Origin of the sequence: Flavobacterium flevense (assembly GCF_900142775.1) — a bacterium.
Taxonomy (GTDB): domain Bacteria; phylum Bacteroidota; class Bacteroidia; order Flavobacteriales; family Flavobacteriaceae; genus Flavobacterium; species Flavobacterium flevense.
Genome location: NZ_FRCC01000001.1, coordinates 235,958 through 251,063, shown reverse-complemented (window position 1 = coordinate 251,063; position 15,106 = coordinate 235,958). Strand labels below are relative to the sequence as shown.

General features: G+C 35.6%; 11 protein-coding genes. 3 read left to right on the top strand and 8 right to left on the bottom strand.

What is annotated here, in order from left to right; translation table 11 throughout:
* Nucleotides 1-131 precede the first annotated feature (131 nt).
* Nucleotides 132-2,120: a dipeptidyl-peptidase 3 family protein gene (locus BUB89_RS01160; RefSeq protein WP_373862913.1), complete on the top strand. Its 1,989-nt coding sequence runs from the start codon at nt 132-134 to the stop codon at nt 2,118-2,120.
* 49 nt (nt 2,121-2,169) lie between these two features.
* Here BUB89_RS01160 and BUB89_RS18185 read toward each other — a convergent pair whose 3' ends face one another.
* The 3 genes from BUB89_RS18185 to BUB89_RS01145 form a co-directional block, all read right to left on the bottom strand.
* Nucleotides 2,170-2,313, bottom strand: coding sequence for a hypothetical protein (locus BUB89_RS18185; RefSeq protein ID WP_234982496.1), 144 nt, complete (start codon nt 2,311-2,313; stop codon nt 2,170-2,172).
* Between the two features lie 186 nt (nt 2,314-2,499).
* Nucleotides 2,500-5,043, bottom strand: a complete 2,544-nt coding sequence (locus BUB89_RS01150) for a TonB-dependent receptor (RefSeq protein ID WP_073241049.1) — start codon at nt 5,041-5,043, stop codon at nt 2,500-2,502.
* A gap of 235 nt (nt 5,044-5,278) precedes the next feature.
* On the bottom strand, nt 5,279-5,692 hold the full coding sequence (locus tag BUB89_RS01145) for an RrF2 family transcriptional regulator (RefSeq protein ID WP_073241047.1): 414 nt from the start codon (nt 5,690-5,692) through the stop codon (nt 5,279-5,281).
* A gap of 214 nt (nt 5,693-5,906) precedes the next feature.
* On the opposite strand from BUB89_RS01145, the gene BUB89_RS01140 reads away from it, so the two are divergent.
* On the top strand, nt 5,907-8,684 hold the full coding sequence (locus BUB89_RS01140) for an outer membrane beta-barrel protein (RefSeq protein WP_073241045.1): 2,778 nt from the start codon (nt 5,907-5,909) through the stop codon (nt 8,682-8,684).
* A gap of 72 nt (nt 8,685-8,756) precedes the next feature.
* On the opposite strand, the gene BUB89_RS01135 is transcribed toward BUB89_RS01140, so the two are convergent.
* From BUB89_RS01135 to BUB89_RS01115, 5 genes are all read right to left on the bottom strand, one after another.
* Nucleotides 8,757-9,608 (bottom strand): TPM domain-containing protein, encoded by an 852-nt coding sequence (locus tag BUB89_RS01135; RefSeq protein WP_083552453.1) that lies wholly within the window; start codon nt 9,606-9,608, stop codon nt 8,757-8,759.
* A gap of 8 nt (nt 9,609-9,616) precedes the next feature.
* Nucleotides 9,617-10,051 (bottom strand): TPM domain-containing protein, encoded by a 435-nt coding sequence (locus BUB89_RS01130; RefSeq protein ID WP_073241043.1) that lies wholly within the window; start codon nt 10,049-10,051, stop codon nt 9,617-9,619.
* A 54-nt stretch (nt 10,052-10,105) separates the two neighbouring features.
* On the bottom strand, nt 10,106-10,699 hold the full coding sequence (locus BUB89_RS01125) for a LemA family protein (protein WP_073241041.1): 594 nt from the start codon (nt 10,697-10,699) through the stop codon (nt 10,106-10,108).
* A gap of 67 nt (nt 10,700-10,766) precedes the next feature.
* Entirely contained in the window at nt 10,767-11,099 is a 333-nt protein-coding gene (locus tag BUB89_RS01120) for a MerR family transcriptional regulator (protein ID WP_026713247.1), read from the bottom strand.
* Between the two features lie 118 nt (nt 11,100-11,217).
* Nucleotides 11,218-12,195 (bottom strand): M23 family metallopeptidase, encoded by a 978-nt coding sequence (locus tag BUB89_RS01115; RefSeq protein WP_073241039.1) that lies wholly within the window; start codon nt 12,193-12,195, stop codon nt 11,218-11,220.
* 221 nt (nt 12,196-12,416) lie between these two features.
* On the opposite strand from BUB89_RS01115, the gene alaS reads away from it, so the two are divergent.
* Nucleotides 12,417-15,050 carry an alanine--tRNA ligase gene (gene alaS, locus BUB89_RS01110; protein ID WP_073241037.1) on the top strand — a complete coding sequence of 878 codons (2,634 nt, stop codon included), beginning with the start codon at nt 12,417-12,419 and terminating at the stop codon, nt 15,048-15,050.
* The last annotated feature ends 56 nt before the right edge of the window (nt 15,051-15,106 follow it).

Below are 15,106 nucleotides of genomic sequence, written 5' to 3'. Positions count from 1 at the left end.
TCTGCGGATTGTCAGCAGTTCAAAATAGCTGTATATTTGTTAGATTTTGTTACAAATAAAACAATTAAACCTAATATTAATAGATGAAATTACTAAAAATAGCAACTGTTTTTATGACCGTGGGAGTTTCTATGGTATCTAATGGACAGACGACGAAAAAAGCAGATGTAAAAACTACAGAAAAAGCCCCCTTTGAACATGTTGTAGAACAATTTGCCGATATAAAAGTATTGCGTTACCAAATTCCGGGATGGGAAAATTTAACGTTGAAAGAGCAAAAATTAGTTTATTATTTAACTCAGGCGGGATATTCAGGTCGCGATATTATTTACGATCAAAATTATAAGTACAATCTAAAAATTAGGAAAGCACTCGAGAATATTTATGTAAATTATAAAGGTAATAAGGATTCAGAAGATTGGAAAAATTTTGAAATCTATATTAAAAGAGTTTGGTTTGCTAATGGAATTCATCATCATTATTCGAATGAAAAAATGAAACCTGCTTTTTCAACAGCGTATCTTACTGGTTTGATGAAAGCTACCAAAACAACTTTAGCTCCGGAAATAGTTGCTGTGCTTTTTAATGATGTCGATAGTAAAAAAGTAAATTTAGACGAATCCAAAGGCTTGTTAGAAGGTTCGGCTATTAATTTTTACAGCAAAGGAATTACGGCAAAAGAAGCAGAAGATTTTTATGCTAAGAAAAAAAGTCCTGATGCTAACAGACCGTATTCTTTTGGTTTGAATTCTAAATTGGTTCGCAATTCTAAAGGAGCATTAGAAGAAAAAATATGGAAAAGTGGCGGCATGTATGGTCAAGCCATTGACAAGATTGTGTATTGGTTAGATAAAGCAAAAGGAGTTGCTGAAAACAAAGAGCAAGCCGATGCTTTAGCATTATTGATTAGCTATTACAAAACGGGAAGTTTAAAAACCTGGGACGATTATAATATTGCCTGGCTTAAAGCTACAGAGGGTAATATTGACTACATCAACAGTTTTATTGAAGTTTATAATGATCCTTTAGGGTACAGAGGTTCGTATGAAACGATAGTACAAATCAAAGATTTTGATATGTCTAAAAAAATGGAGGTTATTTCTAAAAATGCCCAATGGTTTGAAAATAATTCTCCATTAATTCCAGAGCATAAAAAGAAAAATGTTGTTGGGGTTTCTTATAAAACAGTTGTTGTTGCCGGGGAATCCGGTGATGCTTCTCCTTCAACACCCATTGGAGTGAATTTGCCTAATGCAGATTGGATTCGTTCGGAACATGGTTCAAAATCGGTTTCACTAGGAAATATTATTGAAGCCTATTCAAAAGCGGGAGGAAAAGGAAGGTTGCAGGAATTTGCAAATGACCCCGAAGAAATTGCTCTGGCTGAAAAATACGGAGAACTGGGAGATAAAATGCACACGGCTTTACACGAAGTAGTAGGACATGCTTCGGGACAAATAAATCCAGGTGTGGGAACGCCAAAAGAAACCTTGAAGAGTTATGCTTCCACACTGGAAGAAGGAAGAGCCGATTTAGTAGGATTGTATTTTCTGTATAATCCAAAATTACAGGAGTTGGGTTTGGTTGACGATTGGAAAAAACTGGGAATGGAATCCTATGACAGTTACATTCGAAATGGATTAATGACACAATTGATTCGTTTAGAACTGGGTTCTGATGTTGAAGAAGCTCATATGAGAAACCGTCAGTGGGTGAGTGCCTGGGTTTTTGAAAAAGGAAAAGCAGCTAATGTAATAGAGAAAATTAGCCGTGACGGAAAAACCTATTTCAATATTACAGATTATGAAAAACTTCACGATTTGTTTGGGCAATTACTGCGTGAAGTGCAACGCATCAAATCCGAAGGAGATTATGAAGCAGGAAAAGCTTTGGTTGAAAATTATGGTGTAAAAGTAAATCAAAAACTACATGCCGAAGTTTTAGAAAGAAATAAACAATTTACATCAGCTCCTTACAGCGGTTTTGTAAATCCAGTTTTGGTTCCCAAATTAGATGCCAAAGGAGAAATTATTTCGATAGAAGTAACACAACCGAAAACCTTTGCTGAACAAATGTTGAACTACTCAAAAAACTATAATTTTCTTCCTTTAGAAAATTAAATAAACAAAACTCCCTTTACTAAAAAAAGTTAGTAAAGGGAGTTTTAATTTAATGGTCTTCGTCTTCATTTAAAGTGTTCATTGGATGATCTTCATACCAATCTTTAAATGTTTTATCCGTTTTGTAATTATCGGTCAGAACTGTGTAAGTTAGGTAAGGAATCAAAAACATACCTACAATATGTAAACTCATTATTATTCTCAAATCAACATTAGTTTGGTTAAGAACTGCAAAAAAGAAAACATATGCCGAGGTAAACCATACAAGTTTAATAGCAAAATTTTTCATAGCTCTATTTTCTCTTAAAGTTACGATTTTTAAACTTAAAATAAAGCTAAGTTATTGTTAATTAGTTGTTTGTGTGTTTTTATCAAACGGTTACAATGAATATTTTAAAGTGATTCCGTATGTTCTTTGGTCACCCAAAACACCTGCATAGTGTCCCGAATTTCCTCCGGCAGGTAATAATTGTTCAAAATAATCTTTGTCCAGAATATTACGAGCCCAGAAGTTAATCGATAATCCTTCTGAAGCTCTGAACCCAAAGCGACCATTCACGATAGCATAACCGTCAACCACTAAATATTTTGAAGCTGATGGACTGGATGAAAATTCAGAACGGGCATAAGAATCAATTCCTACAAAGAACTTACCTAAATTCCCAAACAGTTTTGCTGCTGTAGTATATTCTCCACCTAAGCTTCCGGCCCATTTTGAAACACCCGGCAATTCACTGCCGGAAACATCTTTAAAAGATACCGCTGATCCGGTTTCTTCTAATGGCAGTGGCGCATTAATGAACTTAATATACTTTCCATCAGTATAAGTTGCTGCTCCGTTGATAGTAAAATGTTCGTTGATTACAAAACTGGCATCCAGTTCAGCACCTCTTACACGTACTTTATCAGCATTAGCAAGATAGCCACGATTTACACCCAACTCAGCCGCCTGAACATTCGTTTGATAATCGGTAATGTCTGTATTAAAGAAAGTTACGTTCAAAACAGCATTATTAAACGGCGATGTTTTCACGCCTGCTTCATAATGATTTACTTTTTCAGGTTTAATTACCGCCAGTTCCAGTATAGGCGCTCCGTTAAGAGTAGGAAGTCCTGCAACGTTCACACCCACCGGTTTGTAGCTTTTTGCATAAGTTGCATACGCATTAATTTTATCAGAAGCTTTGTAGGATACGGTTACATTTCCTGAAAAATCAGTTGCATCCGTATTTTTTGCAAAATTTTGATCGCTGTACACTAACTTTTTTAGAGCAATAAGATCCGGATCGCTGGTCTCTAATCCGCCATAAGTCTGACGATCGTAGTGAGCATCTTTTTTATCATAATTGTATCGAATGCCGGGTAAAATATGCAAACCTTCTGTGATTTCCCAGTCTAATTGTCCAAATACAGCCGCACTAACCGCATGAATACTGGCATTGGTTTTTATTCCGTATCCTTCAAATAAACCCGGAGTTTTCCATTTTTCGCTGGTAGTGCTTTGAGAAAATCGCCATTGTGCACTTCCGGATTCTTCGGTACCATTCGTTTTTGAAGTCTGATCGATAAAGAACACACCTCCTACAGCATTTAATTTGGAGGAGATTTGACCCGAATAACGTACTTCCTGAGTAAACTGTGTTTGTCTGGACGGGTTTTGCGATTTTGCCAATACCTGCAAACCTGTAAAATCCCTGTCATTTGACGGATCCCAGTTCCAAAAACGCCAGGCAGTTGTTGAGGTAAGAGTTCCTTGTCCGATTTTAGTATCTATATTGAGTGAAGCTCCGCCTAAATCCTGATTAGAACGCCATGGAGTATCATGATCTATTTTTCGGTCAAAAGCATTCCTGCTTGGAAGCTGGTAATTTAAATCGGCAATGATAGCATCAAATTGGCGGTAAGCCGCTCTTTGTGTTGGCGCTACACCTGCAACTACCTGTGCATAGCCATCAGGACGCTGGGTAGTAATGTCTGCTGCCAGAAGTACGTTGGTATTTTCTGACGGAGTATAAAGTAATTGACCTCTGATTCCCTGATTGTTTAAGGTATTTGTAGGTCTGCCTGTTGCTACATTATCAATCAAACCATCGCGTTGCGTACCGGAAAAAGAGATGCGACCTGCCACTTTTTTGCCCAATGCTCCGGTAACCGATGCTTTAGCCTGTAAAAACGAATAGTTACCGTAACTCACTTCAAAATTGGCACCAGAAGTAAAACTGGGTTTGCGTGTGGTGATATTAAAAGCTCCGGCTGTGGTGTTTTTTCCAAATAATGTTCCTTGTGGACCACGTAAAACTTCTATTTGACTTACATCAATAAAATCTAATGTAGTTGCTGCCGGGCGGGCATAGTAAACCCCGTCAACGTAGAAACCAACTCCGGGATCAATTCCATCATTTGTTAATCCGAAAGGAGAACCCAGACTACGAATGTTTATTCCCGTATTTCTGGGGTTAGAGGAATACAATTGAACCGAGGGGATAAGTTCTTTAATTCGGTTTACGTTAAAAGCACCTGCCTGTTCGGCTTGTTTTCCGCTCACTACCGAAATAGGAATCGGAACATTCTGGGCTTTTTCAATTCTTCTTCGGGAAGAAATCACCACTTCGGCAAGTTGATTGTCTTCGCTCAGGATTATGCTTAGAGGTGTTAATGGAAGAGTGGTAATTGCTACCCGCTCCGTTTTATAACCCGTATATTTAATTAGTAAAGTGAAGGGTAATTTTCCTGCTGAATCGATACTGAAGTCGCCATTCGCGTCTGTAGTGGTGTTTAATGTTGTTCCGTTTATAATCACATTGGCCAACTCTAAAGGAGTATTTTCAGCCGTAATGACACGACCAGTAATGATTTGGGCAAATGTGTTTGAAGCGCCTAGTAATAAGATGATTAGGAATGTATTTTTTATAATTGTTTTCATTATTTTATTAATTATATATGATTAGTAGAATTTAAAATTAAATTTTTTTACTGGCACATACGCATCATACAATAATGTAGGATATTGGAATTTAGATTTTTTTCGGGTTTTAGATTCTCTATGAAGAACCTTGATTGATTTGTTTTCATTGTTTAAAAATTATATTTGTAATCGTAAATCGAATGCAAATATATTATTAATTCTATAAAAATAGTAGAATTAAAGAAATATTTTTTTATTTTTTTACCAATGAAGCGATAGTGATACCCTGCATTGCTTTTAATGTTTCATCTCTAATGGTCATTAATCCGTGTCGTAGCAGGCATTCCGACTCGTCGATACAGTCTGAACAGCGCTCGTAAAAATTTAAGGAAGCACAAGGTAACAAAGCAATTGCTCCGTCAAATAAACGATGAATATCAGCTAAAGTAATCTCATTTCCGGATTTTAAAAGATAATAACCACCAAATTTTCCCTGTTTGCTGCCTACCAGATGTCCGCGTTTTAAATCCAATAAAATTTGTTCTAAAAACTTTTTAGGAATATTAGCTGATTCGGCAATATCCGTAGTTTTAGAAATATGATTGGCATCTTGTTGCGCTAAATAGAGTAGTGCTTTGAGTGCGTATTTGGTTTTTTGTGAAAGCATATTTGTTTGGTTCAGCTAAAATCAGGATAAAGATAAATAATTTTACAGAGGAGTCAAGTGATTTTAGAATAGTTTTCAAATTGAGTTCATCATCTCTGTTATTTGGTTTTTTTAGTAAGTAAAATAATATGTTAAATTTTAAGTAAGAAATAACTTTTATTTATTTAAAAACTTAGCTTGCGCATCTATTTTACCACCAAAACCCATTTTATTTATGAAAAGATTACTACCCTTTCTTTTTTCATTGTTTTTTTCTGTTTCCCTGTTTGCCCAAAACACTATAGCTGTTAACGGAAAATTGTTAGATAAAAATACCGGAAGTCCTATTGAGTCAGCTACGGTTTATCTTTCTTCTGTTAAAGATTCTACCGTGATTGATTATACTATTTCAGATAAAAACGGAATCTTTAAATTAGAAACTAAAAAAATAACCCAACCCTTTTTTCTGAAAATTTCTTATCTGGGATACCAATCTTTGAAAAAAGAAATGGATCAACTTACCGAAAACAAAGATTTTGGTAATTTATTTTTAATTGAAAATGAAAATGTTTTGAATGAAGTGGTTATTAAATCAGAAGCGCCTCCCATTCGAATTAAGAAAGATACTTTAGAATTTAATGCTTCTTCCTTTAAAGTAAGACCGGATGCCAATGTAGAAACGCTGTTGAAACAATTACCCGGTGTTGTGGTGGATGAGGAAGGGAAAATTACCGTTAACGGAAAAGAAGTCAACCAGATTTTAGTAAACGGAAAACCCTTTTTTGACAAGGATGGAAAAATTGCCCTGCAAAGTTTACCTGCCGAAATTATTAATAAAGTTCAGGTAAGTGATACCAAAACCAAACAGCAAGAACTGAATAAACAAGCTGCTACATCTGAAAATGTGAGTATCAATCTGACTATTGATAAAGACAAAAATAAAGGTCTTTTTGGGAAAGTGATGGCAGGAATGGGTACAGATAATCGCTATGAAAGTAATGGTTTGCTTAACTATTTTAAAGATAAAAGGAAGGTAAGCATCCTGACTTCTTCCAATAATATCAATTCACCGGGTTTTTCGATGAATGAAATCTTTGATAATATGGCAGGAGGCAGAAGCAGGAGTTCCATTTCGTATGGTGGGAGTTCTTTTGAAACAAATGGAGTACGTTTTGGTGGTGGAAACGGAATTACTAAATCTAATATGTTAGGTTTGAATTATACGGATGAAATAATAAAAAAAATAGATGCCAGTGGTAGTTATTTCTTTACCAATTCGAATACCGAAAATAAAAGTTCCAATAAGTCCACTACTTTTTTGCCAACAGGAAATTTGTTTTCAGAATCTAATGGAACATCTAATAATGAAACCAATGGGCATAACCTTAATATGGAATTTGAATATAAAATAGATTCAATGACTACTGTCGTGATTTCTCCTAAATTCAACAGAACTAAGTCTGATAATTGGAGTGAATCTTCAGGAACATCGTTTAACACTAATGGAGATTTAGTGAACGAAAGTTCAAATACGTATTCTAATAAATCCGATAATGATAAATTTTCAAATTCTGTTTTTTTGAATAAAAGATTCAAAGGTAACAAACAATTTTTAGCCATTCATTTGGATAATGAAAACAATAAAGACGAATCTTATGGTGTAAGAACGGATACAATAGTATTCAAGACCACTTCCGATGAAGATGTGAAAAGAAATCAAAATGTACGAAGTAAAAATACAACCGATAATTACCATGCGAATGTGGAATTTTCTAATAAAATAACGGATTCCTTAAGTATTAATCTCGGATTTGATTTTAGAGCTAATTCAAATTTAAATCAAAGAGAAAATTATGATTTGAATACAGAAACGGGGGAGTATAGTAATTTAAATGCAGCCCAATCCAATTATTTTTCTAATGAAAATATCTTTATAAGACCGCAGTCGGGCATTAGAATCCAGAAGAATAAACTAAATGTTAATTTGGATGCAGGTCCATCCATCATGAGGCAAAATGCCTATTCCAGTTATTTAGGGCAGGGCATCAGTTTGAAAAAAAACTATATTGTTCCTTATGCCAATTTCAATTTCAGGTATCGATTAAATAAATCAAAATCGATAGGATTGTACTATAATTATCGGGTTGATTTACCATCAGCAAATCAAATTTTACCTGTCAGAGATATTTCTAATCCATTGAGTACTTTTCAAGGAAATGAATTTTTGAATCCTAATAAATCACATTCTGTAAATATGAACTTTAGTGCTTATGATTATGCAAGCCGTTCCGGTTTATACGTTTATATTTATGGTAATTATTACGATAATCAGTCAGTTTCCTCGGTAATTTATGATAAAGAAAATTTAAAAACATCGAGAACTTATGAAAATATTTCCGGCAATTATTCGATTAGTGGAGGAGCAAGCTGGGATAAATCCATAAAAAAGGAAAGTAATTTGTATAAGTTTAGTCTGGGGAGTTATGGAAGTTTCGGTTTCAATAAAGGATTTATCGATGGTGAAATTTTTGAATCTAAAACTCTATCTTTATATCCCAGAGCTAGTTTTACGTATGAAATTGATAAGGTTTTTACACTTACAACCAATTATAATCCTACTTATAATATTTCAAAATATACTAATTATACCATCAATTCAACCTCTAATTTTATACATAAAGTAGAACTCCAAACAACAAATTATTGGGGTGAAAAGTGGGTTTTTGCAAATGATTTCTCCTATACTTACAATTCTAATATCGCCGATGGTTATAAAAAAGATTTTTATTTATGGAATACCAGTTTGGCATATAGTTTTTATAAAAATAAGCTCACTGCCAAAGTAAAGGTGTATGATATTTTAAATCAGAATCAAAGTGCTGTAAGATACATTGGTCCTAATGGTATTTATGATTATGAAAACACGGTTTTAAAACGCTATCTGATGTTTTCATTGGCTTATAAAATCAATAAGTTTGGAGGAAAAGAAAAGAAATACAAGGAACGATTTTAGAGAAACAAACAAGCCACTTCAATGCGAAGTGGCTTGTTTGTTTTTGATATTTTTTATCGAATGAGGTTTGGTTTACCAGCTTCCGCTTGAGCCTCCACCGGAGAATCCGCCTCCGCCAAATCCACCACCGAAACCGCCTCCGCCAAATCCACCGCCGGAAGAACCTCCACCGAAGCCTCCGCCTCCAAAACCGCCACTGTTGCGTCCCAGACTGCTCAGGATAATAACATCTAATAAGCTTGGTCCGCCACTACGGTTTCCGGAATTTCCACCACCGCCGCCTTTGTTTTTAGAAATCAGAATGATAATAAAAACAATGATGATGATAAATGGTAAAATAGGGAAGTCCTTTTGTTTGTTTTGTTTACGGCTGCCTTTGTATTTGCCATTAAAAACATCAAATAAAGCATTAGTACCTTTGTCAACTCCACTGTAATAATTTCCTGCTTTGAATTCCGGAGTAATAATATTTCGAATAATTTCCCCTCCCGTTCCCGCAGTCAGTCGGTCTTCTAATCCGTAACCGGGATTGATGGCAATTTTCCTGTCGTTTTTAGAGATAAGGATAATAACACCATTGTCTTCCTTTGCCTGACCAATTCCCCAGGTTTGTGCCCAGTTTGTCGCCAGCTGGCTTACATCTTCTCCTTTTAAACTTTCAACAGTTATAACTACAATCTGGGTACTGGTTGTATCTGAATAGCGAACGAGTTTTTGTTCTAATTGTGCTTTTTCTGTAGCACTTAAAACATTTGCATAGTCATAAACTGATGTTTGTAATGCTGGTTTTTTAGGGATGGTAAATTGTGCCGATAAAAAACTGCAATTAAATAAAAACAGGATTGCTAACAATAGATTCCATCCTGTTTTTGCCTGCTGCCTTCTGCCTTTTGTTTCCTGTATTTTGTTTCCTGCTTTTTGCATTATTTTCATTATCCTTTTGAAATTTCGTTTGATAATTCGTTGGTATCGTCAGACCACGGGAAATGAGTTTTTAATTCCTGCCCTGCACTTAAAATGCCTTCTATCAAACCTTGTTTAAAATTGCCGTTTTTAAAATGAGCAACCATTATTTCTTTGGTTTTGTCCCAAAATTCATTTCCCACAACGTCATTAATACCCTCGTCGCCACATATTACAAAAGTATGATCTTCTACAGCGATATAAATTAAAACGCCATTTTTAAGTTGGGTTTCATCCATTTTCAGGTCGTGAAAAACTTCTTTGGCACGGTCAAAAGCATCCATTGAAGTTGTTCTTTCGATGTGAACTCTAATTTCGCCGGAAGTATTCTTTTCGGCAGTGCCTATTGCCTCTACAATGGCGAGTTCTTCTTCAGGAGTTAAAAAATCTTCTACTTTAGACATGGGAGATGTTTTTTATATTAAAAAAGCCCCTCTTTTGGAGGGGTTGGGAATGCTTTAGAATTTTACTTCAGGTGCTTTTTCTGATCCTGCTACAGCTTCAAAATAAGGTTTTTGACTAAGTCCATACATTCCTGCCAAAATATTTCTTGGGAAGGTGTTGATATTGTTATTGTATGGTTTAACAGACTCGTTAAAACGGGTTCTGGCTGTCAAAATTTGATTTTCTGTACTGGCTAACTCATCTTGTAATCTCATAAAACTTGCATCCGCTTTTAAATTTGGATATTGTTCTACGCTTACGAGTAACTTAGATAACGAAGAAGATACACCAGATTGAGCCGAATTAAATGCAGCCAATTGCTCAGGAGTTACTTTTGTTGGGTCAATAGTTACAGCAGTCGCTTTAGCTCTTGCTTCAATTACTGCTGTTAATGTGCTTTTTTCATGCTCCGCATAGCCCTTTACGGTACTAACTATATTTGGTATAAGATCATTTCTTCTTTGGTAGGCTGTATTAACATTTCCCCAACTTTCTTTTATATCTTGTTCAAGTGTTACAGCTTTATTATAAATTCCAGAAGCCCAGCTATAACCAGCAATGATGATTACAGCAACAATAATCCAAGGTAAAAATTTTTTAAAATCCATTTTTCTATTTAATTTAAGTTAATTATTTATTGTTTTATTTTTATTTCAAAATTGATATTGTGATTGACTAAAGTTCGTTTTTAATATTCGTCAGCTGCACTTTGATAGCTTCGAGTTTACTGATAATTTCAAACTTGTCCAGCGTTTTCTTTTGCCCTTCTTTCAAATGCGTTTTAGCTCCTTCCAGTGTAAATCCTCGTTCTTTGACTAAATGATAAATCAATTGCAAGTTTTTAATGTCTTCGGGAGTAAACATTCTGTTGCCCTTAGCGTTCTTTTTAGGCTTGAGAATATCAAATTCACTATCCCAAAATCGAATCAGCGAAGCATTGACGTCAAAGGCTTTGGCCACTTCGCCGATGCTGTAATATCTTTTGCCGGGTTGTAATTCTATATGCATTTTAGTTCTTAGTTTTTAGTACCTGGTACTTAGTTCTTTTAATATTTTGTATGATCTGAAATTCAGTCTTTTTGTTGTCTAATCACTAAGGACTAGGAACTAAGGACTAAAGTAAGATTTAATCCAGAGACTGATTTTCCTGGTTAGCCAGTTTCGAAATAGCAACATATTCCACTGCCGAAATATTTCCGTAATAAAAATTAAGCGGATTCACCACCCGACCATCTTTATGTACTTCATAATGTAAGTGTGGTGCTTCCGAACGTCCTGTACTTCCTACATAACCAATAATATCACCTCTATTAATACGCTGTCCCGCTCTGCAATTGTATTTGCTTAAATGGGCATACAAAGTTTCATATCCATAACCATGCCTAATCACAATATGATTACCATAACCCGAAGCTCTGTCATCTGCCTGTTTGACCACGCCATCACCAGTTGCAAAAACAGGAGTGCCTTTCTTTGCAGTAAAATCCATGCCTTCGTGCATTTTTCTTACTTTAGTAAAAGGATCGGTGCGGTAACCAAAACCCGAAGCCATTCGTTTTAAATTTTCATTTCTGACAGGTTGTATGGCAGGAATGGCAGCCAGTAATTTATTTTTTTCCTTGGCCAGTTTTAAAATGTAATCTAATGATTGTGATTGAATGGCCAATTGCTTAGTCAGCACATCGACTCTTTTTGTTGTTTGTAAAACCAGTTGGGTATTGTTATAGCCTTCCAAAGCTTTGTATCTGCTTACATCTGAAAATCCCGATTTTCGTTCTTCTTCCGGAATGGCAGCGGTATTAAAATAGGTGCGGTATAAGTTGTTGTCCCGCTCTTCAATCGCTCCGGCTACATTTTCTATCTGATCCACTTTTTTATTTAAAACCGCATAATTCAATTTTAAATTTTCAATTTCCCGAAGCAAAAGACGGTCTTTGGGAGTATCAAAATAAGGAGTACTCAGCAAAACCACAAAACTAAAAAAACCAAACAATGCCGAAGCCAGTAAAAACAAAGCAACAAAACCAAATTTGCGTCTTTTTTTTACTTTAATTTTTCGATATGCCAGATTTTCAGAATCGTAATAATATTTTACTTTCGCCATATTTTAAAATACCCTATTTTTGCACCTGCTAAAAAAGCGCATTGCAACAAATTTAATAAATGTTTTAGTTGTTACGCCCTTTTTTTAGTATTAAATATAACATAAAATTGATGGAAAGATTTAAAAATTTGATGATTTAAAATTGTTGAATTTATAGGAGTTTTACAAAAAATAAATAAAAACTTTGTGCCTTAGCGCCTTAGTGGCAAAAAAATATATAAATGAAATCACAAGACATTCGCAAAGCGTATTTACAATTCTTTGAAAGCAAAGGGCATCTAATTGTTCCTTCGGCACCTATTGTTCTAAAAGATGATCCTACTCTGATGTTTAACAACTCAGGTATGGCACAGTTTAAAGAATATTTTTTAGGGAATGCCACGCCTAAAAGTAATCGTATTACCGATACGCAAAAATGCCTTCGGGTTTCAGGAAAACACAACGACTTAGAGGATGTAGGTTTTGACACGTATCATCACACGATGTTCGAAATGCTGGGGAACTGGTCTTTTGGTGATTATTTCAAAAAAGAAGCGATTCCGTGGGCCTGGGAATTTTTAACCGAAGTTTTAAAACTGGATAAAGACCGTTTGTATGTTTCCGTTTTTGAAGGGAATGAAGCAGAGAATGTGCCTTTTGATCAGGAAGCTTTTGATATCTGGAAACAGTTTGTGTCCGAAGACCGTATTATTCTTGGAAACAAAAAAGACAATTTTTGGGAAATGGGAGATCAGGGACCTTGTGGACCTTGTTCAGAAATTCATATCGATTTGCGTACTGATGCCGAAAGAGCAGCCGTTTCAGGTTTCAGTTTAGTAAATGCCGATCATCCGCAGGTAGTGGAAATCTGGAACAACGTATTTATGGAATTCAACCGTAAAGCCGATGGTTCATTAGAAAAATTACCGGCACAGCACGTAGATACCGGAATGGGATTTGAGCGTTTGTGTATGGCGATGCAAAACGTAACTTCAAATTATGATACGGATGTGTTTACACCGCTTATTGAAAAAGTGGAGAAAATAACAGGATTGAATTATGTAAGGTCAGGTCGCGACCTGACCCAACAGGAAGAAAAAACCAATATTGCTATTCGTGTAGTGGTGGATCATGTGCGTGCGGTAGCCTTTGCTATTGCTGACGGACAGTTGCCATCTAATACCGGAGCAGGTTATGTAATTCGTCGTATTTTGCGTCGTGCTATTCGTTACGGATTTACTTTTTTAGGAACTAAAGAACCTTTTATCAATCAGTTGGTTGCTGTTTTAGCCGATCAAATGGGTGAATTTTTCCCTGAAATTAAAAAACAACAAACATTGGTTACCAATGTAATTCGTGAAGAAGAAGCTTCTTTCTTAAGAACTTTAGATCAGGGAATTCAGTTGTTAGATAATGTGATGCAAAATACTTCAGGAAAAGAAGTTTCTGGAGAAAAAGCATTCGAATTGTATGATACTTTTGGTTTTCCAATTGATTTAACGGCTTTGATTCTTAGAGAAAGAGGATTCAGCTTAGACGAAGCCGGTTTTGATAAAGCCATGCAGGAACAAAAATCACGCTCTCGTGCCGCTTCAGAAGTTTCTACTGATGACTGGAAAATTTTGGTTGATGGAAATACAGAATCTTTTGTAGGTTATGACCAAACCGAAAACGAGGTGAAAATTACCCGTATTCGTAAAGTAGATTCTAAAAAAGATGGGGTTTTGTACCAAATCGTTTTAGACGCTACACCTTTTTACCCGGAAGGAGGAGGACAAGTAGGAGATAAAGGAACTTTGGTTTCGGCAAATGAAAGTATCGAAATAATAGATACTAAGAAGGAGAATAATCTAATCCTGCATTTTACTAAAAAATTGCCGGAAAATGTAAACGCTTCTTTCATTGCAAAAGTAAATACTGATTTAAGAACAGCGACTGCTAAAAATCACTCGGCAACGCACTTGATGCATCAGGCTTTACGCGCTGTTTTAGGAACGCATGTAGAACAAAAAGGTTCATTGGTAAATCCAAAAAATTTACGTTTTGACTTCTCTCATTTCGCTAAAGTAACCGATGAAGAATTGCAACAAGTAGAAGATTTTGTAAATGCCCGTATCCAGGAGCAATTACCATTAATTGAAAGAAGAAGCATCCCAATCCAGCAAGCTTTAGACGAAGGAGCAATGGCTTTGTTTGGAGAAAAATATGGAGATAACGTACGTGCGATTAAATTTGGAGACAGTATGGAATTGTGTGGCGGAATTCACGTGAATAATTCAGCTGATATCTGGTCTTTCAAGATTGTTTCAGAAGGAGCAGTTGCAGCAGGGATTCGTCGTGTGGAAGCCATTACCGGTGCAGGTGTAAGACAGTTTTTTGCTTCGCAGGAAGAATTGTTAAGCGAAATTAAAACCACATTGAAAAATCCACAGGATGCTGTTAAAGCAGTGATTTCTTTGCAGGATGAAAATACGAAGTTAAAAAAACAACTAGAAGCTTTGTTGAAAGAGAAAGCTAAAAATATGAAAGCGGAATTGGCTAACGAACTTCAGGAAGTAAACGGAGTACAATTCTTAGCGAAACAAGTGGATTTGAATGCAGAAGGAGCAAAAGATCTGGCTTACGAATTAGGGAATTTAGGAAACAATTTGTTTTTAGTTTTGGCTACAGCCGAAGAAAACAAGCCCATGTTAAGCTGTTATATCTCTAAAGAATTAGTGGCTGAGAAAAACCTGAATGCCGGACAAGTCGTTCGTGAATTAGGGAAGTTTATCCAGGGTGGAGGCGGAGGACAACCGTTTTTTGCAACTGCAGGAGGTAAAAATGCAGCCGGAATTCCGGAAGCATTATCAAAAGCAATTGATTTTGTGAAATAGATTTTTCGAATGATTTAAAATAAAGAAACCCTTTTAGTAATTTGCCTGAACTAAAA

Bases quoted from the DNA above. Each gene is read 5' to 3' on its own strand.
- BUB89_RS01120 (WP_026713247.1), bottom strand. From the start codon at position 11,099: ATGCATATAGAATTACAACCCGGCAAAAGATATTACAGCATCGGCGAA.
- BUB89_RS01125 (WP_073241041.1), bottom strand. From the start codon at position 10,699: ATGGATTTTAAAAAATTTTTACCTTGGATTATTGTTGCTGTAATCATC.
- BUB89_RS01150 (WP_073241049.1), bottom strand. From the start codon at position 5,043: ATGAAAACAATTATAAAAAATACATTCCTAATCATCTTATTACTAGGC.
- BUB89_RS01145 (WP_073241047.1), bottom strand. From the start codon at position 5,692: ATGCTTTCACAAAAAACCAAATACGCACTCAAAGCACTACTCTATTTA.
- BUB89_RS01160 (WP_373862913.1), top strand. From the start codon at position 132: ATGGTATCTAATGGACAGACGACGAAAAAAGCAGATGTAAAAACTACA.
- BUB89_RS01135 (WP_083552453.1), bottom strand. From the start codon at position 9,608: ATGCAAAAAGCAGGAAACAAAATACAGGAAACAAAAGGCAGAAGGCAG.
- BUB89_RS18185 (WP_234982496.1), bottom strand. From the start codon at position 2,313: ATGAGTTTACATATTGTAGGTATGTTTTTGATTCCTTACCTAACTTAC.
- BUB89_RS01140 (WP_073241045.1), top strand. From the start codon at position 5,907: ATGAAAAGATTACTACCCTTTCTTTTTTCATTGTTTTTTTCTGTTTCC.
- alaS (WP_073241037.1), top strand. From the start codon at position 12,417: ATGAAATCACAAGACATTCGCAAAGCGTATTTACAATTCTTTGAAAGC.
- BUB89_RS01115 (WP_073241039.1), bottom strand. From the start codon at position 12,195: ATGGCGAAAGTAAAATATTATTACGATTCTGAAAATCTGGCATATCGA.
- BUB89_RS01130 (WP_073241043.1), bottom strand. From the start codon at position 10,051: ATGTCTAAAGTAGAAGATTTTTTAACTCCTGAAGAAGAACTCGCCATT.